Here is a 23,337-nt window from a genome sequence, read left to right as displayed (position 1 = left end):
ATCACTGATCGTTCCTGTCGAACAGCCTGCGCCATACCAGCACCGGCGAACGCACCAGCATGCCGATGGTGAGGCGCACGTGCAGGCTGATCATGCGCAGGTTGTCCGCCAGCATGCGGAAATGGGAAACGCCGTCGATCGGATAGGTGACTCGTGTATCCACCCAGCGCGTGGCGACGCCGCGCCAATGCAGCCGCACGATGATGTCGGTGTCGAAATCCATACGGGCGCCGATGCGACCGGGCTCGAGCAGCGGCGCGATCACCTCTAGCGGGTACAACCGGAAGCCGCACATGGAGTCGCGAATCTCCAGCGACAGCGTTTCCAGCCACACCATGCCATGGGTGAGATAGCGACCGTAGTAACGGACGCCCGGAATACTGGCATCGAACACCGGCCGGCCGCAGATCACGCTGCGCGGGTGCGCGCGGGCTTCATCGAGGAAGCGCGGGATGTCGGCCAATGCATGCTGGCCATCGGCATCGACCTGCAAAGCATGCGTAAAACCGCGCTCGCGCGCTGCACGCATGCCCGTGATCACCGCCGCACCCTTGCCACGATTGGTGGGATGACGCTGCAGCGTCACCGCCGGCCGGCCGCTCAACCGGTCCAGTTCGCGGGCGCAGGACTCGTTGCTGCCGTCGTCGACGAGGATGACGTGCAGGCCATGGACCGACACGCGCTCCAGCACCGCGCCGATGGCCCGCTCATGGTTGTAGACGGGAATGACGACGCATGCCCTGATGCCGGAAGCCACCGTTGCCGTCATCGTCGATCCGCAGGCTCAGTTCGCCTGCAGGCGTCGCACGACCGCAATGAGGTCGGCAACGGTGCGGACGGAACGGAAATCCTCGGGAGTGACTTTCCTGCCGGTGAACCAGCGCACCTGCTCCATGAGGTCCACGACGTCGATGCTGTCGATTTCCAGGTCATCGGCCAGCCGCGCCTGCGGCGCAATGACTGCCGGATCGAGCTCGAACAGGTCGACGAGCGTGGCGCGAACGCGCTCCAGGATCTCGTCGTCGGTCTGCATGTCTCCTCGCGGCTCCTCAATGCGGGTGGGGCGTTCACTTCGTGGACAGCCGCTGGGCCTGCCGACTGACGGCAATGGCACCCGGCCCGACGCAGGAAGCCCGGACTGTGTCCACGCAATCAGTTCAATGTGTGCCCGGTCTGCAGGAGTCCGGATCTAACGCGCTCGTGCATGGGAGCGGCGCCCGGTGGTGCTCTATTCGTTTCCTGCCGATGGGCGGCCCTGCGGCGGTCTCCTCGGACTGGCGCCAGTATAGCCGTCCATCCGCTGCAATTCGTCCTCAAAGTGCTCACATAGTCGGGCATTGAAGGCGCGCGAGCCCATCGGAATCGAGCTCATTTTTCTGTAGTCATCCAGAGGCAGATCCGCGCCGACCTTCAGCGAAAAATGCGGACGGCGCGGCGGGATCCGGTACCAGGGCTCGGCCTTGGTCAGCGTCAGCGGCGAACAGCGGATGTATACGGGCGTGACCCGGGTGGCAGCGCGTACGGCCACGTTGGCGGCGCCGCGCTGGAAGACCAGGGGCTGACCGGGCTGCGTGCGGGTGCCTTCGGGAAACATGATCACGCATTCGCCGCGGGCCAGCGCCGCACTGATCCCTTCGATCATGTCGATCGTTCGCGCATTGCTGATGAAACGGCACGCTGCCACGACGTTCCAGATCAGCGGATTGCGAAACATAGAGTACTTGGCGACGCAGACCGCCTGCGGCGTAAAGGCGATCAGGAACAAGGCATCGATCAGTGTCGGATGGTTCGCCACGATCAGCTGTCCCGGCAGACCGAGCCGTTCGCGACCCTCGAGATCGTAGGTATAGACGCCCAGAATCCGCAGCAGGCCGAGATAGGTGCGCATGCCCTTCTGCAGGACATGACGCGACCAGCGCTGCGAACGCGCCGCCGGCAGCAGGCGCAGCAGCGGCATGAGCGTCACGCTGAGCAGGAGTGAGGTGACGCCGAAGACCGCAAAGCTGACGGCCGTGGCCACCCATCGCCAGGAGAAGGCATCGCGTCGCGACTCGAATCGAGTCAGCGTGGGATCATTTTCGGCGGAGACCTGCGACATGCGATGGACGATGAGTGCTGTGGAGTCGTTGGTCCGCACCGACAGTCAGGCGGACTCGTGGATTATGCTGCGACGCCTGCCGCCAACCTACCCGGGGCGGGATCGGCCGGGCAATGGCGTTGCGGATTTCTGCCAGGCGCTGAGCATCAGCGGCGTCAGCACCGTCGTCACCATGCCGACGATCAGCAGCATCGAGAACACCTCGCCATCGACGAGCGCAGCTCGAAAAGCAATGCTCGCAACAACAAGTTCCACCACGCCGCGGGCATTCATCACGATGCCGACGCCCCAGGCATCGTGGTGTGACATGTGTTGCATGCGCCCGACCAGGTAGCCGCTGAACAGCTTCGCCGCCACGGCGCCCACGATCAGGACCGCAATCATGACGGGCTGGCCCAGCGTATCGAGATGGAACTGCAGTCCCTGGTAGGCGAGGAACACCGGCCCGAACAGGCCAGCCGTCAGCAGTTCGGAGGTTCGCTCAAGGCGCTCGAACGAGTGCTCGCCGATCAGTTCTGGCGTCACCATCATCGCCGCAAAGAACGAACCGATGACAAAGTGAAAGCCGAGCAACTCGCTCAGGGCACCGAGTCCCAGCACGAACAGCAGCACGAACGCGAGATTCCCCGGTGAAACGTCGGACGATGACGTCGTCGCTGCAGCGCGCCGCTTCATCACGTGCACGCAGGCGAAATGCGCCGCCGCGATCGCCAGCACCAGTCCGCCCAGCTTGAGAAATGCGATGCCGACGGCAGCGGCCGGCGGCCGCACGGTGCCCGTCGACAGTTCGATGAGCACCCCGAGAATCAGAAACACCAGGACGTCCGAGAGCAACGCGCCGGAAACGGTGACGTGCGCAATGCGCGTGCCCAGCATGTCGAAGGCGCTCAGTATCTGCAGCGCGACCGGCAACGCCGTGACGGCAATGCACAAGGCCACCACCGTGGCGGGAATCGGCGCCAGTCCGAAGGCGAGAGCGATGGCGCCGCCAACGCACACCGGCAGGATGAATCCCGCGAACAGCGACACGGCACCGCGGCCCCGGAGCACGTCGGTCACATGCTGTAACCGCATTTCCAGACCGGCTGCCAGCACCACGAAGAACACGGCGATGTCGGCCACCGCGACCAGCGAGGCATCCGGCGTAATCCAGCCCAGCAGCGACGGGCCGATCAGGATGCCGGCCACCATGTGCCCGGCAAGCGCCGGCAGTCCCAGGCGTCTGCCGAGGGCACCGAGAACATGGGCGGAGCCCAGCAGCAGGAAGAGACTGGTGATCATTGGTATGAAGAGGTCGCGACGCGCGTATCTGGCCGTCGTTATCGTCAGCGCATCGCGGGCGCGCGATTGTACGATGTCGCGCGATCCACCATAGACCCACCAGAATCATGCACTTGTCGCGTGGCTCGCGGGACACGTTGCCCACATGAGGGCAGTGACATTAGGGGTGTGCCTGCTCTGCCACGCTGTACGGCATTGCGCAAGCGCTAAGTGACTGTCTGGCTTTGCAAAATGAAGGGCGCTGAAATTTTGACCATGACCGAAAGTTGCCTACGAAACGCCGACTTGGACCTCTTGGCCCCAATCAATGCACAGAGTTATCCACAGCTTTTGTGCACAACCACATGACCGGTTCGTCGCCCGCGATCATCGCCGTCGCGCTCGATGCGCCCCTGCGGCGCCTGTTCGACTACTGCGTTCCGGCCGACTGGGCGGCCCAGGTGCAACCGGGCCTTCGGGTCTGGGTCCCGTTCGGCCGGCGGCGCATCGTCGGCGTGGTCATGGAAATCAGGCGACACAGCGACGTGCCGACCGCCAAGCTGCGTTACGCCCAGAGCCTCATCGACGCCGAACCCGCGCTGGATGCAGGTCTCCTGGATCTGCTGCGCTGGGCCGCCGACTACTACCGGCACCCGCTCGGTGAGGTCATCGCTGCAGCCTTGCCAGGGCCCCTGCGCCAGGGTGCCCCGCTCGATGTCGTGGAAACCTGTTGGCGCCTGACCCCGATGGGACGCTCGCAAGCGCTGACCGAACTGCCGACCCGAGCAAAACGGATGCGCGCGGCGATCGAGGCGCTGCTGGACGGCGCAGACCACATGGACGAGGCGCTGCTCGCCGCCGGAATCACCCGTGAGTCCCTACGGAAATTGCGCGAGCGCGGCTACGTCGAAGACGTCACCCGTACGCAACTGGCCGCCGCGTCGACGGCGGGCGAGGTCCATGGCGGTCCCTCACTCAATGACGCGCAGGCAACGGCCGTGGAGCGCATTCGCGGCTCGCTCGGCACGTTCGCGACCTGGCTGCTGCACGGCGTCACCGGCAGCGGCAAGACGGAGGTGTACCTGCATGCGATCGCTAGCGTACTCGAGCGCGGCGAGCAGGCGCTGGTGCTGGTGCCCGAGATTGGCCTGACGCCACAGCTCATCGCGCGGTTCCGTGAGCGCTTCGACGCACCGATAGTCATCCTGCATTCCGGCCTGAGCGACGGTGAACGGGCGACCGCCTGGCGCGAAGCGCGCAGCGGCGCGGCGCGTATCGTGATCGGCACCCGCTCGGCGATCTTCGCGCCCCTCGCCCGACCGGGACTGATCGTCGTCGACGAGGAACATGACAGCTCGCTGAAACAGCAGGACGGCTTTCGCTACTCGGCGCGCGACCTTGCCATCGTGCGTGCGCAGCGCGCGCAGATTCCGGTGATCCTCGGCTCCGCAACGCCATCGCTGGAAAGCCTGAATCGCGCCCATCACCAGACAGGCTCGCTGCTGGCGCTGCCGCATCGGGCAGCGGATGCCAAACCACCCCGACTGGCGCTGATCGATCTGCGCGCCCACGCCGCGGCGCAGGGCATTGCCACGCCCACCCTGATGGCGATGCAGCGGCATCTCGACGCAGGCCGCCAGGTGCTGCTGTTCCTCAACCGGCGTGGCTACGCACCCGTGCTTTTCTGTCCGCAGTGCGGCTGGTCGGCGCACTGCAAGCGCTGCGATGCAAACCTGACGGTGCATCGCAATTCCATCGCGCTGCTGTGCCATCACTGCGGTGTGCAGCAGACCGTGGCGACCGCCTGCCCGACCTGCGCCGCCGAGGTGAAGCCGGTCGGACAGGGCACGGAACGCATCGAAGAAACCGTCGGACGCATTTTTCCCAACTCACCGCTCGCGCGCATCGACCGCGACAGCATGCGTCGCAAGGGCGAGCTGGAAGCGACGCTGGCCCAGGTCGATCGCAACGAGATCCGTATCCTCGTCGGCACGCAGATGCTGACCAAGGGTCATCACTTTCCGAACGTCACACTGGTCGTGGTCCTGAACGCCGACCAGGGCCTGTTCAGTACCGACTTTCGCGCCAGCGAACGGCTCGCCCAGACCATCGTGCAGGTCGCAGGCAGAGCAGGTCGCGCCGAGCAGCCCGGCGAAGTGCTGATCCAGACGGAGTATCCGGAGCATCCGCTGCTGACCTTGCTGCTGCGGGGCGGGTACGAGGCCTTCGCCGAGGGGGCCCTCAAGGAACGGGAAAAAGCAGGCTGGCCGCCCTTTTCCCGTATCGCGCTGCTGCGGGCGGAAGCCACGCAGGCGGCGGAACCCCTGCAGTTTCTGCGGGCCGCGAGCGCCGTCGCGCGAGAACATGCCGTTCGTGGCGTCTCGCTGTGGGGCCCCGCACCGGCTCCCATGGAACGCCGCGCCGGACGCCACCGCGCACAGCTGCTGCTGCAAGCGGCCACGCACGGACCGCTGCAGCGACTGTTGAGTCGCTGGATTCCGCTGCTGGAAACATTGCCGGAAGCCCGCAAGGTGCGCTGGTCGATCGATGTGGATCCGTCGGAGATGTTCTAAGAAGGCGCTAGGCACTAGGTTCCAGGCGCCAGTCAGCACTTCCGACCTAGTGCCTAGCGCCTAGGGCCTAGGGCCTTGCTAGACTCACTCCCCGTCACAGCCAGTCATTCACGTCTTGAAATACCAGATCGAACAACTCCTGCAGGCCGCACTCGCGACCTTGCCTCCGGACATTCTGCCCGTCGACATCACGCCGACGATCGAGGTAGAGCGCACGCGCGATGCCTCGCACGGCGATTTCGCGACCAACCTCGCCCTGCAGCTCGCCAAGCCAGCGCGCAAGAATCCTCGACAGCTGGCGCAGGCCCTGGTGGATGCGCTGCCATCGAGCGATCTGATCGCAAAGACGGAAATCGCAGGTCCAGGCTTCATCAATTTCCACCTTTCGTCGATGGCTTATCAGCAGGAGCTGTCGCGGATTTTCGACTTTGGTCCCGTATACGGTTACGGCAAGCGCGGCGCGGGCGTCAGCACGGTGGTCGAGTTCGTCTCCGCGAATCCGACCGGGCCGCTGCACGTCGGCCATGGACGCCAGGCGGCGCTGGGCGATGCGCTGGCATCGCTGCTGCAGACGCAGGGTTACGAAGTCAGTCGGGAGTTCTACTACAACGATGCCGGCGTGCAGATTCAGACCCTCGCGCTGTCGGTACAGGCACGCGCGCGCGGCATCAAACCGGGTGACGTCGGCTGGCCGGAATCCGCATACAACGGCGACTACATTCAGGACATCGCCGACGAGTTCCTGGCGAAGAACTCCGTGCACGCACTCGATCGCGAGCCGGTGAAGGCCTCGGGCAAGCCCGACGATCTGGAATCCATCCGCAAATTCGCAGTCGCCTACCTGCGTCGCGAGCAGGACATCGACCTGCAGAAATTCGGTGTGCACTTCGATGTGTACTACCTGGAGTCGAGCCTGTACACGGACGGCAAGGTCGATGAGACCGTGCAGCGTCTGCAGGCGAGCGGCAAGACGTACGAAAGCGAAGGCGCGCTGTGGCTGCGCACGACCGACTACGGCGACGACAAGGATCGCGTCATGCGCAAATCCGACGGCACGTATACCTACTTCGTGCCCGACGTCGCCTATCACATCACCAAGTGGCAGCGCGGCTTTCGCAAGGCGATCAATGTGCAGGGCACGGATCACCACGGCACCATCGCGCGTGTGCGCGCCGGCCTGCAGGCAGCGGACCTGGGCATTCCGCCGGGCTTTCCCGACTATGTGCTGCACAAGATGGTCCGCGTGATGCGCGGCGGCGAGGAAGTGAAAATCTCCAAACGCGCCGGCTCCTACGTCACCGTCCGCGACCTCATCGAATGGGTCGGGCGCGATGCCGTGCGCTTCTTCCTCGTGTCGCGCAAGGCGGATTCGGAGTTCGTGTTCGACATCGACCTGGCGCTGGCGCAGAGCGAAGAAAATCCCGTGTACTACGTGCAGTACGCGCATGCGCGGGTTTGCAGCGTGTTCCGCCAGCTGCAGGAAAAAGGCTTCACCCACGAACGCGACATCGGCGAAAGCAACGTCGCGCTGCTGGTGGAGTCGCACGAGAAGGCGCTGATCCGTCGACTCACGTACTTTCCGGAACTGCTCGAGAGCGCGGCCAACGCACTGGAGCCACACCAGCTCGCGCACTACCTGCGCGACCTCGCCGCCGATTTCCATACGTACTACAACGCCCACCAGTTCATCGTCGACGACGTGAACCTGCGCAACGCCCGCCTGAACCTGGTCGCCGCGACGCGCCAGGTGATCCAGAACGGGCTCAAGCTGCTTGGGGTCACGGCGCCGGAGAAGATGTGATGGTGCGCGGCCAACTGGCTCATTGGCTCACTGGCTCACTGGCCAGACACACGGAAACCCTCTCTCGCTCTCTGGCCGGTCGACCGGTTGACCAGTCGGCCGGTTAAGCCGTGGCCCGCGATTACAAACATTCCAAGCGCGGCGCCGGCCGCAGTTCCGGCTTGTCCGGCGTTGCCGGATTCGTGCTCGGCCTGGCGTTCGGGTTGGCTGTTGCTGTCGGCGTGTATCTCTACGATCGCCGGCCCGCGTCACGCATGGCGCAGGAAACGGCGCCGATGAGTCGCGATGACGAACAGACCAACAGCAAGCCGGCACCCGCGTCGCAGGAACCCGAGACGCAGTTCGATTTCTACGAGATGCTGCCGAAGTTCGAAGTGGTCATCCCCGAGAAGGACGGCACAGCGTCATCCGGCGGCGGCGCGGCAACGGTGCAGAAGCCCGGCGCGTACGTCCTGCAGGCAGGTTCCTTCCGCAGGCTCGCGGATGCCGATCGGGTCCGCGCACTGATTGCATTGCAGGGTGTCGAGTCGAAAATCCAGAAGGTCACGGTCGACAACGACACGTGGCACCGCGTGCGCATCGGCCCGATCAACAATCTGCAGAAACTCGACGAGACCCGCAGCAAGTTGCGGCAGGCGCAGATCGAAGCGCTGGTGATCAAGGTCGGCGAGTAGGGACGGCTCCCCTAGTCTTCGGCCAATTGCCTGAAATCCACGCCCAGCGAGCGCAGCTTGCGATATAGATGCGTGCGTTCCATGCCGACGCGCTTGGCGAGTTGTCCCACCTTGCCGTTGCAGAGAATGAGCTGCTGCTGCAGGTACGCGCGTTCGAAATGCTCCCGCGCTTCGCGCAGCGGCAGCGCCAGCAGGTCCTGCTTGACCAGCGGTTCCGTCGTTGGTGACTGCGAGGCCAGTTCGCGTTCGATTTCTTCGAGGCGGATTTCTTCTTCGCCACCCAGGATCAGCAGGCGCTGCACGAGATTCTTGAGTTCGCGGATGTTGCCCGGCCACGGATAGTTGCGCAGACGGTTCTGGGCGGCGACACCGAAGCGGCGCAATGGCAGGCGTTCTTCATCGACCAGTCGATCGACGTAGTAACGCAGCAGGTCGGGCACATCCTGCGCGTACTCACGCAGCGGCGGCACCGTCAGCGTGATCACGTTCAGGCGTGACAACAGTTCCGGCCGGACCGCAGCGCCGGATTCAGCGCTGAGCATTCGCGGCGTCGCCGAGCTGATGACACGCAGGTTCAATTTCACCGGAGCGGTGCCTCCCACGCGCGTGAGACTCTGCGTCTCGAGTGCGGCGACGAGCAGGCCCTGCGCCTTCTGCGGCAGATCTTCCAGACCATTGATGAACAGAATGCCGCCCGCCGCCTGCTCCAGCAGGCCCGCATGGGCGCCCTCGCCATCTTCGCTGCCGTGCAACGCGGCGGCGGCGCCGTCATCCGTCATGCCGGTCGCCACGAGCTGCACGAAAGGGCCGGTGGAGCGCGGGCTGATGGAATGAATGTAACGAGCGAAGGCTTCGCGACCGGTGCCCGGTTCGCCGACGACGAGCACCGGTGTGTCATGCGGCGCGACCTGCTGGACCTGTTCGCGCAGCGCGTGCATCGCACGGCTCTTGCCGACCGGTGCGATCAGCGTTGGCACCAGTGTGCGACCCGACTGGCGACGATTGCGTCCGGAATCGAGAGCGCGCTCGACCGTGCGCAGCAGCTTGGCGAGCGACAGAGGCTTCTCGACGAAATCGAACGCACCGAGCCGCGTCGCCTCCACGGCTGTCTCCACCGTGCCGTGTCCCGACATCATTACGACCGGACAACCCGTGCCGTTCGTCTGCGCCCATTCGCGCAGCAGGGTGATGCCGTCCGTATCGGGCATCCAGATGTCCAGCAGCACCAGATCCGGGTCGTGCTGCGTGCGGCGTACGCGTGCTTCGGCAGCGTCGGCGGCGACGTCCACCTCGTAACCTTCGTCCGCGAGAATTTCCTTCAGCAGTCCGCGAATCTCGGACTCGTCATCGACGACCAGGATGCGCGCAGCACTCATGCCCGTTCCCTCCTCGGCCCCGTACGTCTTTCACGAATGAATCCGCCGGTTCGGGAAGTGGCGGTCAGCGGCAGTTCGATCCGCACCCGTGCTCCCCCGGTACGGACATTGTCCGCTTCGATTCTCCCGCCATGTTCTTCGACGATTTTCTTCACGATTGCAAGCCCCAGTCCGGTGCCTTTGGGTTTTGTTGTGACGTAAGGATCGAAGACCTGACCGATGACATCCGGCCGGAATCCCGGTCCATTATCCTCAACGATGATCGCGGCGGCATGGGCGGCATTGTCGCCTGTTTCCTCGATCCGGTGCGTTTCGATCCATAGCTCCGGGTCGGTTGCACCCTCCAGCGCCTCGATGGCATTGGCGAGCAGGTTGTGGATGATCTGTCGCAGCCGTCCGCGATCAGCCTCGATCTCCAGGGGCCCGCTGGTCAGTTTCAGCCGTGGCTGACGCCGCGGATCCTGGGCCCGGTACAGCTCGGCCACTTCCGTAATGAGCTGATTCAGATCGAATCGTGACACATCCATTTCCGGGGCACGCGCATATTCGCTGAAGGCGTTGACCATTTCCTTCATGGCTTCGACCTGCTGCACGATCGTGTGCGTGGCCCGATCGAGGATCTGTGCCTGAGCTTCATCCATCGAGCCCAGCAGCTTGCGCCGCAGGCGCTCCGCCGACAGCTGGATCGGCGTCAGCGGATTCTTGATTTCGTGCGCCAGCCGTCGCGCCACCTCACCCCAGGCCGCATCGCGCTGCGCTTGCAGCAGTGCGGTGATGTCATCGAACACGATCACGTAGCCGCCGGGACTGCGATCCTCACCCGACAGAGTCGTGCAGGCACACATCAGGACGCGACGGCTGGTCTCCCCCTGCAGCACGAGCTGTTCGCGCCACTCGGTCTCGCCCGAATCGAGATGAGCACTGCTGGCAGCCTCGAACTGCGAGAACAGTCCGCTGGCTGCTTCCAGGGCCGCAGTCGCCAGCGGTTTGCCGACACAGCTTTCGATATCGGCATTGAGAATCGCGGCGGCGGCCTGATTGACAGTGCGGATCGTCCGATCCGGCTCCAGCGAGATGACGCCGGTCGAGAGGCGCGCGAGAATCACTGCGAGATTGGTGCGTTCCGCCTCCACGGCCTGTTGACTGCGCCGCGCTTCCTCGCGACTGCGCGCCAGGCGTTTGGTCATGTCGTTGAACGAGTGCACGAGGATGCCCATCTCATCGTGCGAGGTCAGCGGCAGGCGCATGTCCAGATCGCCCTTCGCCACCGCGCGCGTGCCTGCGACCAGATCCTGGATCGGCCGGACCAGGCGACGCGCCGACCAGAACGCGCCATACAGCGAGGCGAACAGGGACAACAACAGCACGAGGGTCAGCGTCAGCGTGAAACTGTCCTTCAGCGGCTCGCGCAGGCGCGCCTTTTCACCATAGCGCTGGTAGGCGGATTCGACCGTATCCGCGAGTTCCCCCAACCGGCGCTCGATCGCATACGTGGCGAGAACCATCCGCACTTCTTCGCCCGGCCGGGTCCGCGGCACCTGCGCAGCAGTTCTGACGACATAGCCGCCGCCGGCGAGCGGATCCAGCGTGACGTACTGCCGGCCCTGCCGCACCTGCATGACGACTTCCTCGCTTGGCGCAGCAGGAATCTCGGCGATACGATCGGAACTCACCGCCACGATGCGGCTATTGCTGCCCAGCAACGTCACGTCGAGTGCATCGTTGGAGCGGCGCAGTTCATCGAGTACTCGCACGGGATCCGCCGCGTGACGCGACAGTTCGTCCGCGATGGCGCGTGTGCGATCGAGGTCTTCGCGCATGCGCAGATCGAGCGCCGCGCGTGACAGCGTCAGTGCGTCTTCGAGACCGGCGCGAATTTCGACGTGGAACCAGCTGTCGATGCCGCGGTTCAGGAACACGACCGAAAAATAGAACACCAACAGCAACGGCAGCATGGCGAGCGTCGCCGACATCCAGACCATGCGCGCTTCCAGACGCGATCCGACGACGCGCTTGCGCCAGTCGCGCATGAGCTGCGTCAGTCGTCCGCCGATCAGGATCAGAAGCACCAGCAGGCCAGCGACGTTCACGCCCAGGATGATCGGATGCAGGTCGCTGAAGTTCGCCGACTGCTGCACCGTCTGCGCCATCATCATGAGCGCCGCCAGCCATAGTCCCGAGCCGATCAGCACCAGCACGGAAACGATGAGGCGTTTCAGATCTGCGGCGACCATGTGTACCACTCGGTGCTCTGGCGCCAGTCGGTGGCCCAGAACACGATGAACCGCAGGGCATCCGGCATGGTGCGCACATCGAGGTGCGCACGCAGACTGATCTCGTGACGCGAATCGGGCAGGATCAGCGCCTGATCGAGAATCGGCAGGTTGGAAATGACGCGCAGCGAATCGAGCGCCGCGTCGAGCGAAGGAAAGGACGACTGCTGGCCGCTGTTGAGATTGCGGACCAGGTAGCGCTCGCTCAGCGCGTGAAAACTGACTTCGTAATGCTGACCGAGCGCCGCCACGCTTTCATCGAGCCAGAAGCGTCGCGACCGGTGCAGCACGATATCGAGATCGAGCGTCAGTGGTGATCCCTGACGGATGGCCTCGCGCGCGCCCTCGGGCAGCTCGAACACGAGCGTGGCATTGAGCTGGTAGACGCCTTCAGCGCGCTCGACGTAGGCGGAGCGGATCTCGAAGCGCTGTGGCTGCTGCGCCCAGGACGTGACGGACAGCAGCACGCAGGCAATAGCCCACAGCACGCTGTGCACGGTCGCATCTGAACGTTTCCACCAGGCAGTGTGTGGCCCGATCGCTCGCAAGAACCGTCATCCTTCCTGCTTCTCCAGGCAGGCATGATAGAAGCCATCCATACCGGCTGTCCCGGTGACTATGGATTGGCCGGGACCGACGAGCTGCATTCCTGCCGTCACGTCGCCGGGCAATGCCTGCAATTGCTCGCGAGTCACGTCGCGAGCGTCCGGCCTGCTGCCAAGAAACTCCTCGAGCACATCCACCGTCTCCGCCCTGAGTACCGAGCAGCTTGCATACAGCAACCGCCCACCCGGTCGCAGCATCGACCAGGCGCTGACCAGCAATTGGCGCTGACGCTGGACCAGCGCGGGAATGTCATCGGCACGCCGCAGCAGCTTGATATCGACGTGTCGCCGAATCACGCCAGTGGCCGAGCACGGCACATCGAGCAGTATCCGGTCGAATGGCTTGCCATCCCACCACTGCGCTGGCTCGGCAGCATCGGCAGCGACGACCGTCGCCTGGAGTTGCAGGCGTTGCAGGTTCTCGGTGACGCGCACCAGCCGTTCCTTGGACACATCGACCGCGATGAGTTCCGCCAGCTGCGGCTGCAATTCCAGCAAATGGCAAGTCTTGCCACCCGGTGCCGCGCAGGCATCCAGTACGCGATCGCCGGCGCGCGGTGCCAGCAGGAAGGCAGCGAGCTGTGCGGCAGCATCCTGGACGGATATCTGTCCGTCACTGAATCCCGGCAGCCCATGCACATCGACGGCCTGCGCCAGGCGAAGTGCATGATCGTCGAAGAAACTGGCGGCGATCTCGTGGCCCGCGGCTTCGAGCAGCCGCCGATACTCCGTGCCGGCGATTCGCCGACGATTCACACGCAACCAGAACGGCGGCTTCTGGTTGTTGGCAGCCAGAATGTCCGGTGCCCGATCGGCCCAATCCTCGATCAGCGCATGCACCAGCCAGGCGGGATGCGCAGTGCGAATCGCCAGATCACGATCGATTTGCGCAGCCAGCTTCGCGCCTTCACGCTGACAGCGCCGCAGAATGGCATTGATGAGACCCGCGGCTCGCGGCTGTCGCAGGGCCCGCACTGCATTGACGGTTTCATCCACCGCCGCGTGCGGCGGAATATCGGTGTACAGCAGCTGGGTGAGGCCGACGATCGCCAATGCGTGCAGCTCGGGCTCGAGCACCTGATTCGGCCGCGTCAGCAGGCGTTTCAGCAAGGCATCGAGCCGCACGTACCAGCGAATGCTGTCGTAGCAGAGCGAACGCAGCAGCCCGCGTTCCTGCGGCGTACCCGCATTGTCTGCCGTCAGCGCCGCATCGAGCGAGCGACCGTGGAAGGCAACCTGCGCGACGATACGCGCGGCACGGGCACGAATAGCGGCGGAACCACTCACGTCAGCACGACCCCATCGACGCGATGAGCATTGAGGAACTCGGCTGCACTGACAGCCCGACGCCCTGCCAGCTGGACGCGCGTCAGCGCGATCGCGCCATCTCCCGTCGCTACACGAATGCCGCTGGCATCGCCGCCGATCACCATGCCCGGAGCTGCAGCATCCGCAGATGATGGCAACGGCGTCGCCTGCCAGATGCGCAGCTGCTGTCCGTTCCAGCGGGTTTCGGCGACCGGCCAGGGATTGAAGGCACGGATCTGGCGGTCGATCTCGGCCGTCGCCTTGCTCCAGTCGATCAGCGCCTCGTCCTTGCGCAACTTGCTCGCATACGTCGCGCCCGTAGCGGGTTGTGGTCGCGGTTTCAGCGAGCCGTCGAGAATGCCATCGAGCGCTGCAAGCAATGCCTCGGCGCCCATGTTCGCGAGCCGATCGTGCAACGTCGATCCCGTGTCGGTTGCATCGATCGGCGTGACGCGTTCGAGGAGCATCGGCCCGGTATCGAGCCCCGCATCCATCTGCATGATCGTCACGCCGGTCTGAGTATCGCCAGCCTGCAACGCCCGATGAATCGGCGCGGCGCCGCGCCAGCGTGGCAGCAGCGATGCGTGAATGTTGAGACAGCCGAGTCGCGGGATCTGCAGCACGCTCGCCGGCAGGATCAGACCATAGGCAACGACGACCATGACATCCGGCTGCCATGAAGCCAGACGATCCACCGCTGCCGCATCACGCAAAGTCGCCGGCTGTTCGACCGGGAAACCATGCTCGAGCGCGCATTGCTTGACCGCGCTCGTGGCCACTCGCTGACCGCGGCCGGCGGGCCGATCGGGTTGCGTATAGACAGCGACGACCTGGTGGCGCGAGGCCGCCAATGCTTCGAGCGCCGGCACCGAAAATTCCGGCGTGCCGGCGAAAACGATGGAGACCATGGGTTGGGATGAAATCCAGAAAAGCGTAGTGGGGTTCGAGCACGGGCGCGACCCGCGCGCCCGCTCTTTCAGATCATGCGACGGCGGTCAGATGGCCGGCGCCTTGGCTCGGGCGGCAGCAGGCGCATCGCGACGCTCCTTCTCCAGCTTCTTGCGGATGCGCGTGCGCTTCAGGTCCGACAGATAGTCGACGAACAGCTTGCCGTCGAGATGATCCATTTCATGCTGGATGCAGACAGCCAGCATGCCGTCCGCATCGAACTCGATCTGCTTGCCTTTGCGGTCCAGCGCCCGCACCCGGATCTTTTCGGCGCGCGTCACCTTGTCGTAGATACCGGGCACGGAGAGACAGCCCTCCTCGGTTTCCTCGACGCCTTCGCGCGCGATGATCTCAGGATTGATGAGCGCGAGCGGCTGGTCGTGCTCTTCGCTGATATCGATCACCAGCAGCCGTTTGTGAACGTTGACCTGGGTCGCCGCCAGCCCGATGCCGGGAGCCGCATACATGGTCTCGAACATGTCGTCGATGAGCTTGCGCATGGCTGCATCGACCTCACCGACGGGCTGCGCCCGGGTTCGCAGACGCGGGTCCGGAAACTCAAGAATGGGAAGTAATGCCATGTCTGTCTACCTGCGTTCGCTCATGCTCTTGGCCCAAGGATTGCGGTCCGGCAAAGCTAATTCAATCGGAATGAGAACCACGTCGCGGGCCTGAATCCCTTTTGTGCATTCGTTGCAATGATGCTGATAAAGTTCAGTGAACGTTGAACTTAATACAGCCCGGAAGGCGCCTCGCAGCGGTCACTGACGCGCTGCAGCAGCCCCCGATGCACTTGCCGCTCGGCCAGAATTATAAGGCGAGGAGCAGCAAGCCCGGCACGGGATATCGATGGTCCAAGGCAATGGAGCGTGTTCGGCGCATGAAGACTGCGACTTCGCAAATTCGCCCGGCAGCAATGCTCGGCTTGATGGCGTGTCTGACCTTCGCGGCAGGCACATTGCCCCTGACCTCCGCGGCTCAGGACTCAACCCGCACGATTGCGACGGGCAGCAACATCCCGCTCAGCACCAATGCCCCCGATGAATACATGGTCAAACCGGGCGATACGCTGTGGGACATCTCCAGGCTGTATCTGCGCGATCCGTGGTACTGGCCGGAAATCTGGTACCTGAACCCGCAGGTCGCCAACCCGCACCTGATCTACCCGGGTGATGTCCTCAAACTCATTTATATAGACGGCCAGCCCCGGCTGACCGTGGCCGAGCGTGGCGGTGGCAGCAAACGCCTGTCGCCGCAGGTTCGCCGTGAGCCGCTGAGCCGCGCCGTCACCTCCATCCCCTACGACATCATTGCCGGCTTCGCCGGACGCCCGGTTCTGCTCGACAAGGAGCAGGTGGACAAGGCGCCGTACGTGGTCGCCCTGCGCGACGAACACATGATCGGCAGCGCCGGCAACGAAATTTACGTCCAGGGCATTCCAGATGCGGCGGTCGACAGCCGCTACAGCATCGTTCACGTCGACGGCAAGCTGCGCGATCCGGAGACCAGGGATCTGCTGGGCTACACCGGCATCTATGTTGGCGGGGGCCCTGTCGCTCGTGCAGGTGAACCGGCGAAGCTCCTCCTGACGCAGTCCGTGCGTGAAGCCCTGCAGGGCGACAAACTGTTCCCAGAATCCACCGACGTGAAGGACGATTTCGTCCCACACGCGCCGTCCTCCGACGTGAACGCGACCGTCATTGCCGTCCGCGAAGCGACCGTCATGGGTCAGTACCAGATCGTGGCACTGAATCGCGGCTCACAGGCGGGCCTCGAACCCGGCCACATCCTCGCCGTCTCCGAACGCGGCAAGGTGGTGCGCGACAAGTACAAGAGGGGCGGCCTCGGCGCCGACAATATCTCGGTCATGGGTGGCGGTTCGAAAGTCCAGCTGCCGGATGAGCGCATCGGCCTCGTCATGGTCTTCAACACCACGCCGCGCATGAGTTACGCGCTGGTGATGGAAGCGCAGAAGGAAATTCGCGAAGGCGACTCCGCCGCGAATCCTTGAGCGTCGTTTCCCGATGAGAGCAGCGGGCCAGACTCGCTGCTGTCATTTCTCCGCAAGATCCCTGCTTTTGCGCCGTCACCGCAGCGGAACCGCTGCGGTAGATTGCATTCATGGAAGAACTGACGGCATGGATGACCCTGGCCCGGGCACCTGGAATTCACGCGGGCACTGCAGCGGCATTGCTCCAGCAGTTTGAATCCGTCACCGCCCTCGTCTCAGGCTCTCCCGCTGCGCTACGCGCCGCCGGCATCGACGACAAGCTCCTGACCTATCTGCAGTCTCCGCCGCAGTCGGGCATCACGGACGATCTGCGCTGGCTTGAACGGCCGGACCATCATTTCGTCGCCTGGGGAACCGAACACTACCCGCGTCTGCTCGCGGATCTGACCGATCCACCGCTGGCGCTCTATGTACGCGGCGATCCCACCCTGCTGTCTATGCCGCAGCTGTCGATGGTGGGCGCGCGCAATCCGACACCGACCGGCAGTGAGACGGCGCACAGCTTCGCTGCACATCTCGCGCGCTGCGGACTGACCATCACCAGCGGTCTCGCGGTCGGCATCGATACCGCAAGCCATCAGGGCGCAATCGCGGCGAATGGCTCCACCATCGCGGTCTGTGGCACAGGATTGGACGTCATCTACCCACGCAGCAACGCTGCGCTGGCAGAGAAAATCGCAGCACATGGCGCGCTGGTCAGCGAATTTCCGCTGGGCACTCCGCCCGTCAAACATAACTTTCCGCGTCGCAACCGCATCATCAGCGGACTGAGTCTCGGCACGCTGGTGGTCGAAGCTGCCGTGCAGAGCGGTTCGCTGATCACGGCACGGCTCGCTTCCGAGCAGGGACGCGAGGTGTTCGCCATTCCGGGCTCCATCCACAACCCGCTTGCCCGCGGGTGTCATCGCCTGATCCGGCAGGGAGCAAAACTCGTAGAAACAGCCGACGATATTTTCGACGAGCTGCGCTCACTCACGGACTTGCTGCAGCTGCCCGCTTTTTCGCCGCCGCAGGACGAGGCGCGGAGAAAGTCTGAAATATCAGGCGCTTTCAGGCCGCCATTGGACAAAGAGTATGAAATCCTGTTAGATGCCCTCGGCTTCGAGCCGGCCGGCGTGGACCTTCTGGTCGTGCGTACCGGGCTCAGGGCCGACGAGGTGGCGTCGATGTTGCTGATCCTCGAACTCGAGGGCCACATCCTCTCCCACCCCGGCGGTCTCTACGTCCGCGCAGACCCAAGGCAGTGATAATGAAGGAAAGCGTTCTCGATATTCTTATTTATCTTTTCGAGAATTATTTCGACGCCGATATCGAGTCAGCTCCCGAACCCGACCGCGATGCGCTCAAGGACGAACTGGAACGAGCCGGATTCTCGGAACGCGAGGTCGACCGGGCGCTCGAATGGCTCGAACAACTGTCGGCCGATCCGCAACGCGTGGTTTCTGTGCCGACGGCACGCGCAATCCGCGTGTTCGATCCGCGTGAGCAGGCGCGCCTCGATACCGAATGTCGCGGATACATTCTGTATCTGGAGAATATCGGCATCCTGAACGCCTCGCAGCGTGAGCTCGTGATCGATCGACTGCTGGCGCTGGATACGCGTCAGATCGATATCGAGCAGGTGAAATGGGTGGTATTGATGGTGCTGTTCAGCCAGCCAGGGCAGGAAAGTGCCTACTTGCGAATGGAAGATCTGGTGTTCGATAACCGGTTGGACGCAGTGCACTGACAGCGAAGTGACATTCGATCGTTGATGCACCGCGGCGCTCCCGCGGTTTTCTTTTTTTATGGATCAGAAGAATCTCGTCATCGTCGAATCGCCTGCGAAGGCGAAGACCATCAAGAAATACCTCGGAAATAATTTCGAGGTATTGGCTTCCTATGGCCACGTGCGCGATCTGGTGCCGAAGGAAGGCGCCGTCGATCCGAAGCACAAGTTCGCGATGCGCTATCAGATCCTGGAGAAGAACGAAAAGCACGTTCAGGCGATCGCCCGGGCGCTGAAGAAAGCCAGTGCGCTGTATCTCGCGACCGACCCTGACCGCGAAGGCGAGGCGATTTCCTGGCACCTGACCGAGCTGCTGAAGGATTCCAACGCGCTCGACGGCAAGGACGTGCACCGCGTGGTGTTCTACGAGATCACCAAGAACGCGATCCGCGAAGCCATTCAGCAGCCGCGTGAAATCTCCCAGGATCTGGTGAACGCGCAACAGGCACGGCGCGCACTGGACTACCTCGTCGGTTTCAATCTGTCGCCACTGCTCTGGAAAAAGGCCGGCTTGCCCGGCGCCTCCGCGGGTCGCGTGCAGAGCCCGGCCCTGCGCCTCATCTGCGAGCGCGAAGAAGAGATCGGCAAGTTCGTCTCCCGTGAATACTGGACCATCGACGCCGATGCGCAGAAGGCGACACATCCGTTCCCGGCGCGGCTGATCGAATACCGCGGCGAGAAAGCCGAACAGTTCACCGTGACCAACGAGGCCCAGGCGAGCGATGTTCGCGCAGGGATCGAGCAGGCCGCGGCCGGCAATCTCAGCGTCACCTCGATCGATCGCAAGCAGCGCCGGCGCAATCCATCACCGCCTTTCACGACTTCGACGCTGCAGCAGGAAGCGGCGCGCAAGCTGGGTTTCGGCGCTCAGCGCACCATGCGGACTGCGCAGCAGCTGTATGAAGGTGTCGACTTCGGCGAAGGCGCGGTCGGTCTCATCACCTATATGCGTACCGACTCGGTCAATCTCGCGAACGAAGCGATCGCCGAAATCCGCCAGGTCATCGAGACCATGTACGGCAAGGACTCGGTCCCCGAGGCGCCGCGCGTCTACAAGACCAAGTCGAAGAATGCTCAGGAAGCGCACGAAGCGATCCGCCCGACCTCTGCGTCAGTCACGCCGGAACGGCTCGAAGGCAAGATCGATCCGGAACAGCTGAAGCTCTACACCCTGATCTGGAAACGTGCGGTGGCCAGCCAGATGGAACCGGCCGTCTACGACACCGTCGCCATCGATCTGGTGCCCGGCAAGAATGCGAAGCGCGACGGCGCCGCGGCCGTGTTGCGCGCCAATGGCTCGACGCTGGTGAAGGCCGGCTACATCGCCGTCTATAAGGAAGGGCTCGACGACGTCGCCGAGGACGACAATGACCGCATCCTGCCGGCGATGAATGTCGGTGACGAACTGAAGCTGCTCGCACTGCGGCCTGAACAGCATTTCACCGAGCCGCCGCCGCGCTACTCGGAGGCGAGTCTCGTGAAAGCGCTCGAAGAGTACGGCATCGGCCGTCCGTCGACGTACGCCAGCATCATCCAGACGCTGACCAACAAGAAGTACGCCGAGCTGGTAACCAAGCGCTTCTTCCCCACCGACCTCGGCAAGATCGTCAACAAGTTCCTGACCCGCAATTTCGAGCACTACGTCGACTATGGCTTCACCGCCAAGATGGAAGACGATCTCGACGAGATTGCCGATGGCAAGGAACAATGGATCCCGGTCCTCGAGCGCTTCTGGAAGGACTTCAAGCAACAGGTCGACTTCGTCGACAAATCAGTCACGCGCGAAGACGTCTCCGAAGCCCGCGAACTCGGTGCGGACCCCGTCACCGGCAAGCCGATTTCCGTGCGTTACGGAAAGTATGGTCCGTTCGTGCAGATGGGCACCAAGAACGACGAAGAGAAGCCCAAGTTCGCCAGCCTGCGCCCGCATCAACGAATGGATGCCCTGGTGCTCGAAGAAGCGCTCGAGCTGTTCAAACTGCCGCGCACGGTGGGCCACATGCCAGACGGCAAACCCATCCGCGTCGCGATCGGCCGCTTCGGCCCCTACGTGCAGTACGGCGACAAGAAATACGCATCGATCAAGGACGACGATCCGTACACCGTCGAACTGCCGCGTGCGCTGGAGCTGATTCAGGCGAAGGAAGAGCTGGACGCCAATCGCATCATTCTCGATTTCCCGGAAGCAGGCATCCAGGTGCTGAACGGCCGCTACGGCCCCTACATCACCGATCGCGCCAAGAACGCGAAGATTCCGAAGGAGCGCGAACCGAACACGCTGACGCTGGACGAGTGCAAGGAATTGCTCGCCGCAGCGCCAGTGCGTCGCGGTCGTTTCGGCGCGAAGAAGTTCGGCGGGAAGAACACAGCGACCAAGGAAGCAAAAGAAGTAGCGGAAGAACGCCCTCTCAAGGCAGCAGCAAAGACTGCAGCCCGGACGGTGGCAAAGAAAGCCGCTGCGAAGAAGGCGCCAGCAAAGAAGGCGGCAAAAACCGCCAAGCCCGCGTCGGTCAAGACGGCGAAGAGCAAGAAGCCTGCAGGCAAGTAGCTCCGGGGCGCGACGATGAGTACATCCGACAACGTGCAGACCGTGCTCGCCTACCTGCGCGAGCTGCAGAACCGCATCTGCGCCGGCCTCGAACAGGCCGACGGCCAGGCGAAGTTTCAACACGACAGCTGGCAGCGCGCTGAGGGCGGCGGCGGCGAAAGCCGGGTACTGAGCAACGGCGGTATCTTCGAACAGGCTGGCGTCAATTTTTCGCACGTGAAGGGCACGGCATTGCCGCCGGCAGCGACGGCACAACGGCCTGAGCTGGCAGGCGCGGCATGGGAAGCCATGGGCGTGTCGCTCGTCATTCACCCGCTCAATCCCTACGTCCCGACGACCCACGCCAACGTGCGCTTCTTCAGCGCCGGCGACGACGACAAATCCGTCTGGTGGTTCGGCGGCGGTTTCGATCTCACACCCTTCTACGCGTTCGAAGAGGACGTGCTGCACTGGCATCGCACGGCGCAGAAAGCCTGCATGCCGTTCGGTGAGCAGGTGTATCCGGAGCACAAGGAATGGTGTGACCGCTACTTCTTCCTGAAGCATCGCAATGAAACACGCGGTGTCGGCGGTCTGTTTTTCGACGACCTCAATGACTGGGGTTTCGAACGCTGCTTCGCTTACCAGCGCAGCGTCGGTGATCACTTCCTCGACGCGTACCTGCCGATCGTCGCACGCCGCAGCGCGATGACATGGGGCGAGCGCGAGCGTCAGTTCCAGCTGTACCGTCGCGGCCGTTACGTCGAATTCAACCTGGTCTACGACCGCGGCACGTCGTTCGGCCTGCAGTCGGGCGGTCGTACGGAATCCATCCTCATGTCGATGCCGCCACTGGTTCGCTGGGAGTACAACTGGCAGCCGCCGCCCGGCTCTCCGGAAGCCCGTCTTTACGCGGATTTCCTGCGGCCTCGCGACTGGCTGAGCGAACTTACGTAGCAGCGTAACGCCAGCAATTGCTGCGCAGCACCTTGATTCGCTGCGCCCCGGCTGTACGCCGATCCTTTCAGGCTGTTGTCGTCTGCAATCGCTGCGGGTCAAGCATACTGGCCGCCGCTACCTTCCGGATCCGGGTCACCGCCTTGAATTACCGCCACGCCTTCCACGCCGGCAACTTCGCCGATGTTCACAAGCACGTCGTGCTGCTTGCGATCCTGGCTCGCCTCACGCGCAAGCCGACGCCGCTGTTCTTTCTCGATACCCATGCCGGACGCGGCCTGTATGACCTGCATTCTGAGGATGCATCGCGCGGCGACGAATGGCGCGAGGGCATCGGTCGCTTGCACGAGGCCCAGCCTGCGAATCCCGACCTCGTCGCGTACCTGCAAGCTGCATCTGCGACGTCGGAGAAAACGTCACGCCAGTTCCGGCAATACGCCGGTTCGCCGCTGCTGGCACTGACCGCGCTGCGCGCCACCGATCGCGTCGTCTTCGTCGAACAGCAGCCGCAGGAAGCGCGCGCGCTGGAAAGAGCCCTGCCACGACGTCGTGGCGTGTCGGTCATCACGGGCGATGGCTATGCATCGCTCAAGGGTTATCTGCCACCCAAAGAAAATCGCGGCCTGGTGCTGATCGATCCTCCCTACGAAGCTGCCGACGAATTCGTCGCACTGGAGAAGGCGTTGCGCTTCGGCCTGGAGCGATGGCCCAACGGCGTGTTCGCGGCGTGGTATCCGATCAAGCTCGATGGCGACTACCGGCGTTTTCACGCCTCACTGCAGCAGTCCGGCCTGCGCAAATTGCTGCTGCTCGAATTCCATGCGAAGCCCGTGGATTCGCCGATGGGCCTCAATGGCTCCGGCATGCTGATCGCCAACCCGCCGTGGCAACTCGATACAGCGATGCGCGAAGCGCTCGGTGAACTGTTGCAATTGCTGTCACCGGACAAAACCGGCAGCGTGCGGATCGAATGGCTGGTGGGGGAGTAGAAGACAAGGCTCACTTCGTGAGCACGCGGGCCCTGCGGCAGGCAGGCCGATGGGATCGGCAGGCCGGCTCGCTACGCGAGCAAGTCAGAATGTTGGTCTGACCTGCCGCGTCGGCGCGGCCCTCCTGCTGCGTCTTCGCAGACTACTTGCCGCAGGCCTTCCCGTGACC

19 protein-coding genes are annotated in these 23,337 nt (G+C 63.7%); 9 read left to right on the top strand and 10 right to left on the bottom strand.

The window, feature by feature from the left end; genetic code table 11:
* Window position 1: 1 nt before the first annotated feature.
* The 4 genes from VIZ63_RS20690 to VIZ63_RS20675 all read right to left on the bottom strand — a co-directional run bounded on the left by VIZ63_RS20690 (window position 2) and on the right by VIZ63_RS20675 (window position 3,379).
* Window positions 2-769: a glycosyltransferase family 2 protein gene (locus tag VIZ63_RS20690; RefSeq protein ID WP_331611680.1), complete on the bottom strand. Its 768-nt coding sequence runs from the start codon at window positions 767-769 to the stop codon at window positions 2-4.
* 15 nt (window positions 770-784) lie between these two features.
* Window positions 785-1,033 carry an acyl carrier protein gene (locus tag VIZ63_RS20685; RefSeq protein ID WP_331611679.1) on the bottom strand — a complete coding sequence of 83 codons (249 nt, stop codon included), beginning with the start codon at window positions 1,031-1,033 and terminating at the stop codon, window positions 785-787.
* Between the two features lie 195 nt (window positions 1,034-1,228).
* The gene (locus VIZ63_RS20680; RefSeq protein WP_331611678.1) at window positions 1,229-2,098 is read right to left on the bottom strand and encodes a lysophospholipid acyltransferase family protein; all 870 of its coding nucleotides are present in this window, start codon (window positions 2,096-2,098) and stop codon (window positions 1,229-1,231) included.
* 87 nt (window positions 2,099-2,185) lie between these two features.
* The gene (locus VIZ63_RS20675; RefSeq protein ID WP_331611676.1) at window positions 2,186-3,379 is read right to left on the bottom strand and encodes a cation:proton antiporter; all 1,194 of its coding nucleotides are present in this window, start codon (window positions 3,377-3,379) and stop codon (window positions 2,186-2,188) included.
* 344 nt (window positions 3,380-3,723) lie between these two features.
* On the opposite strand from VIZ63_RS20675, the gene VIZ63_RS20670 reads away from it, so the two are divergent.
* From VIZ63_RS20670 to VIZ63_RS20660, 3 genes are all read left to right on the top strand, one after another.
* A complete protein-coding gene (locus tag VIZ63_RS20670) occupies window positions 3,724-5,931 on the top strand; it encodes a primosomal protein N' (RefSeq protein WP_331611674.1) in 2,208 nt (735 codons plus the stop codon).
* Between the two features lie 106 nt (window positions 5,932-6,037).
* Window positions 6,038-7,732: an arginine--tRNA ligase gene (gene argS, locus VIZ63_RS20665; protein WP_349261242.1), complete on the top strand. Its 1,695-nt coding sequence runs from the start codon at window positions 6,038-6,040 to the stop codon at window positions 7,730-7,732.
* 110 nt (window positions 7,733-7,842) lie between these two features.
* Window positions 7,843-8,406: an SPOR domain-containing protein gene (locus tag VIZ63_RS20660; protein ID WP_331611672.1), complete on the top strand. Its 564-nt coding sequence runs from the start codon at window positions 7,843-7,845 to the stop codon at window positions 8,404-8,406.
* A gap of 11 nt (window positions 8,407-8,417) precedes the next feature.
* On the opposite strand, the gene VIZ63_RS20655 is transcribed toward VIZ63_RS20660, so the two are convergent.
* The 6 genes from VIZ63_RS20655 to def form a co-directional block, all read right to left on the bottom strand.
* Window positions 8,418-9,782, bottom strand: coding sequence for a sigma-54 dependent transcriptional regulator (locus tag VIZ63_RS20655; protein ID WP_331611670.1), 1,365 nt, complete (start codon window positions 9,780-9,782; stop codon window positions 8,418-8,420).
* Complete coding sequence (locus VIZ63_RS20650) at window positions 9,779-12,016, bottom strand: sensor histidine kinase (RefSeq protein WP_331611669.1); 2,238 nt, start codon at window positions 12,014-12,016, stop codon at window positions 9,779-9,781. Before VIZ63_RS20650 ends, VIZ63_RS20655 begins: the two co-directional genes overlap by 4 nt.
* Window positions 11,998-12,543, bottom strand: coding sequence for a DUF4390 domain-containing protein (locus VIZ63_RS20645; RefSeq protein ID WP_331611668.1), 546 nt, complete (start codon window positions 12,541-12,543; stop codon window positions 11,998-12,000). The genes VIZ63_RS20650 and VIZ63_RS20645 overlap by 19 nt, the downstream gene beginning before the upstream one ends.
* 66 nt (window positions 12,544-12,609) lie before the next feature.
* Entirely contained in the window at window positions 12,610-13,947 is a 1,338-nt protein-coding gene (gene rsmB, locus VIZ63_RS20640; protein WP_331611667.1) for a 16S rRNA (cytosine(967)-C(5))-methyltransferase RsmB, read from the bottom strand.
* Window positions 13,944-14,876, bottom strand: coding sequence for a methionyl-tRNA formyltransferase (gene fmt, locus VIZ63_RS20635; RefSeq protein WP_331611666.1), 933 nt, complete (start codon window positions 14,874-14,876; stop codon window positions 13,944-13,946). The genes rsmB and fmt overlap by 4 nt, the downstream gene beginning before the upstream one ends.
* Before the next feature lie 87 nt (window positions 14,877-14,963).
* Window positions 14,964-15,497, bottom strand: a complete 534-nt coding sequence (gene def, locus VIZ63_RS20630) for a peptide deformylase (RefSeq protein WP_331611665.1) — start codon at window positions 15,495-15,497, stop codon at window positions 14,964-14,966.
* Window positions 15,498-15,796: 299 nt separating this feature from the next.
* Between def and VIZ63_RS20625 the strand changes: the two genes are divergently transcribed.
* From VIZ63_RS20625 to VIZ63_RS20600, 6 genes are all read left to right on the top strand, one after another.
* A complete protein-coding gene (locus tag VIZ63_RS20625) occupies window positions 15,797-16,927 on the top strand; it encodes a LysM domain-containing protein (protein WP_331611664.1) in 1,131 nt (376 codons plus the stop codon).
* Between the two features lie 110 nt (window positions 16,928-17,037).
* Window positions 17,038-18,174: a DNA-processing protein DprA gene (dprA, locus tag VIZ63_RS20620; protein ID WP_331611663.1), complete on the top strand. Its 1,137-nt coding sequence runs from the start codon at window positions 17,038-17,040 to the stop codon at window positions 18,172-18,174.
* Window positions 18,175-18,176: 2 nt separating this feature from the next.
* Window positions 18,177-18,656, top strand: a complete 480-nt coding sequence (locus tag VIZ63_RS20615) for a DUF494 domain-containing protein (protein ID WP_331611662.1) — start codon at window positions 18,177-18,179, stop codon at window positions 18,654-18,656.
* Between the two features lie 58 nt (window positions 18,657-18,714).
* A complete protein-coding gene (locus VIZ63_RS20610) occupies window positions 18,715-21,243 on the top strand; it encodes a DNA topoisomerase I (RefSeq protein ID WP_331611661.1) in 2,529 nt (842 codons plus the stop codon).
* Between the two features lie 15 nt (window positions 21,244-21,258).
* A complete protein-coding gene (gene hemF / locus VIZ63_RS20605) occupies window positions 21,259-22,179 on the top strand; it encodes an oxygen-dependent coproporphyrinogen oxidase (RefSeq protein WP_331611660.1) in 921 nt (306 codons plus the stop codon).
* 143 nt (window positions 22,180-22,322) lie between these two features.
* Complete coding sequence (locus VIZ63_RS20600) at window positions 22,323-23,168, top strand: 23S rRNA (adenine(2030)-N(6))-methyltransferase RlmJ (RefSeq protein WP_331611659.1); 846 nt, start codon at window positions 22,323-22,325, stop codon at window positions 23,166-23,168.
* The last annotated feature ends 169 nt before the right edge of the window (window positions 23,169-23,337 follow it).

Source organism: Povalibacter sp. (assembly GCF_036520495.1).
In the GTDB taxonomy this organism is placed as follows: Bacteria; Pseudomonadota; Gammaproteobacteria; order Steroidobacterales; family Steroidobacteraceae; genus Steroidobacter.
The sequence above is the reverse complement of the archived record's forward strand: the minus strand, read 5'-3'. Positions and strand labels throughout refer to the sequence as shown.

Bases quoted from the DNA above. Each gene is read 5' to 3' on its own strand.
- VIZ63_RS20690 (WP_331611680.1), bottom strand. From the start codon at position 769: ATGACGGCAACGGTGGCTTCCGGCATCAGGGCATGCGTCGTCATTCCC.
- VIZ63_RS20685 (WP_331611679.1), bottom strand. From the start codon at position 1,033: ATGCAGACCGACGACGAGATCCTGGAGCGCGTTCGCGCCACGCTCGTC.
- VIZ63_RS20680 (WP_331611678.1), bottom strand. From the start codon at position 2,098: ATGTCGCAGGTCTCCGCCGAAAATGATCCCACGCTGACTCGATTCGAG.
- VIZ63_RS20675 (WP_331611676.1), bottom strand. From the start codon at position 3,379: ATGATCACCAGTCTCTTCCTGCTGCTGGGCTCCGCCCATGTTCTCGGT.
- VIZ63_RS20670 (WP_331611674.1), top strand. From the start codon at position 3,724: ATGACCGGTTCGTCGCCCGCGATCATCGCCGTCGCGCTCGATGCGCCC.
- VIZ63_RS20655 (WP_331611670.1), bottom strand. From the start codon at position 9,782: ATGAGTGCTGCGCGCATCCTGGTCGTCGATGACGAGTCCGAGATTCGC.
- VIZ63_RS20650 (WP_331611669.1), bottom strand. From the start codon at position 12,016: ATGGTCGCCGCAGATCTGAAACGCCTCATCGTTTCCGTGCTGGTGCTG.
- fmt (WP_331611666.1), bottom strand. From the start codon at position 14,876: ATGGTCTCCATCGTTTTCGCCGGCACGCCGGAATTTTCGGTGCCGGCG.
- def (WP_331611665.1), bottom strand. From the start codon at position 15,497: ATGGCATTACTTCCCATTCTTGAGTTTCCGGACCCGCGTCTGCGAACC.
- VIZ63_RS20625 (WP_331611664.1), top strand. From the start codon at position 15,797: ATGAAGACTGCGACTTCGCAAATTCGCCCGGCAGCAATGCTCGGCTTG.
- dprA (WP_331611663.1), top strand. From the start codon at position 17,038: ATGGAAGAACTGACGGCATGGATGACCCTGGCCCGGGCACCTGGAATT.
- VIZ63_RS20615 (WP_331611662.1), top strand. From the start codon at position 18,177: ATGAAGGAAAGCGTTCTCGATATTCTTATTTATCTTTTCGAGAATTAT.
- VIZ63_RS20610 (WP_331611661.1), top strand. From the start codon at position 18,715: ATGGATCAGAAGAATCTCGTCATCGTCGAATCGCCTGCGAAGGCGAAG.
- hemF (WP_331611660.1), top strand. From the start codon at position 21,259: ATGAGTACATCCGACAACGTGCAGACCGTGCTCGCCTACCTGCGCGAG.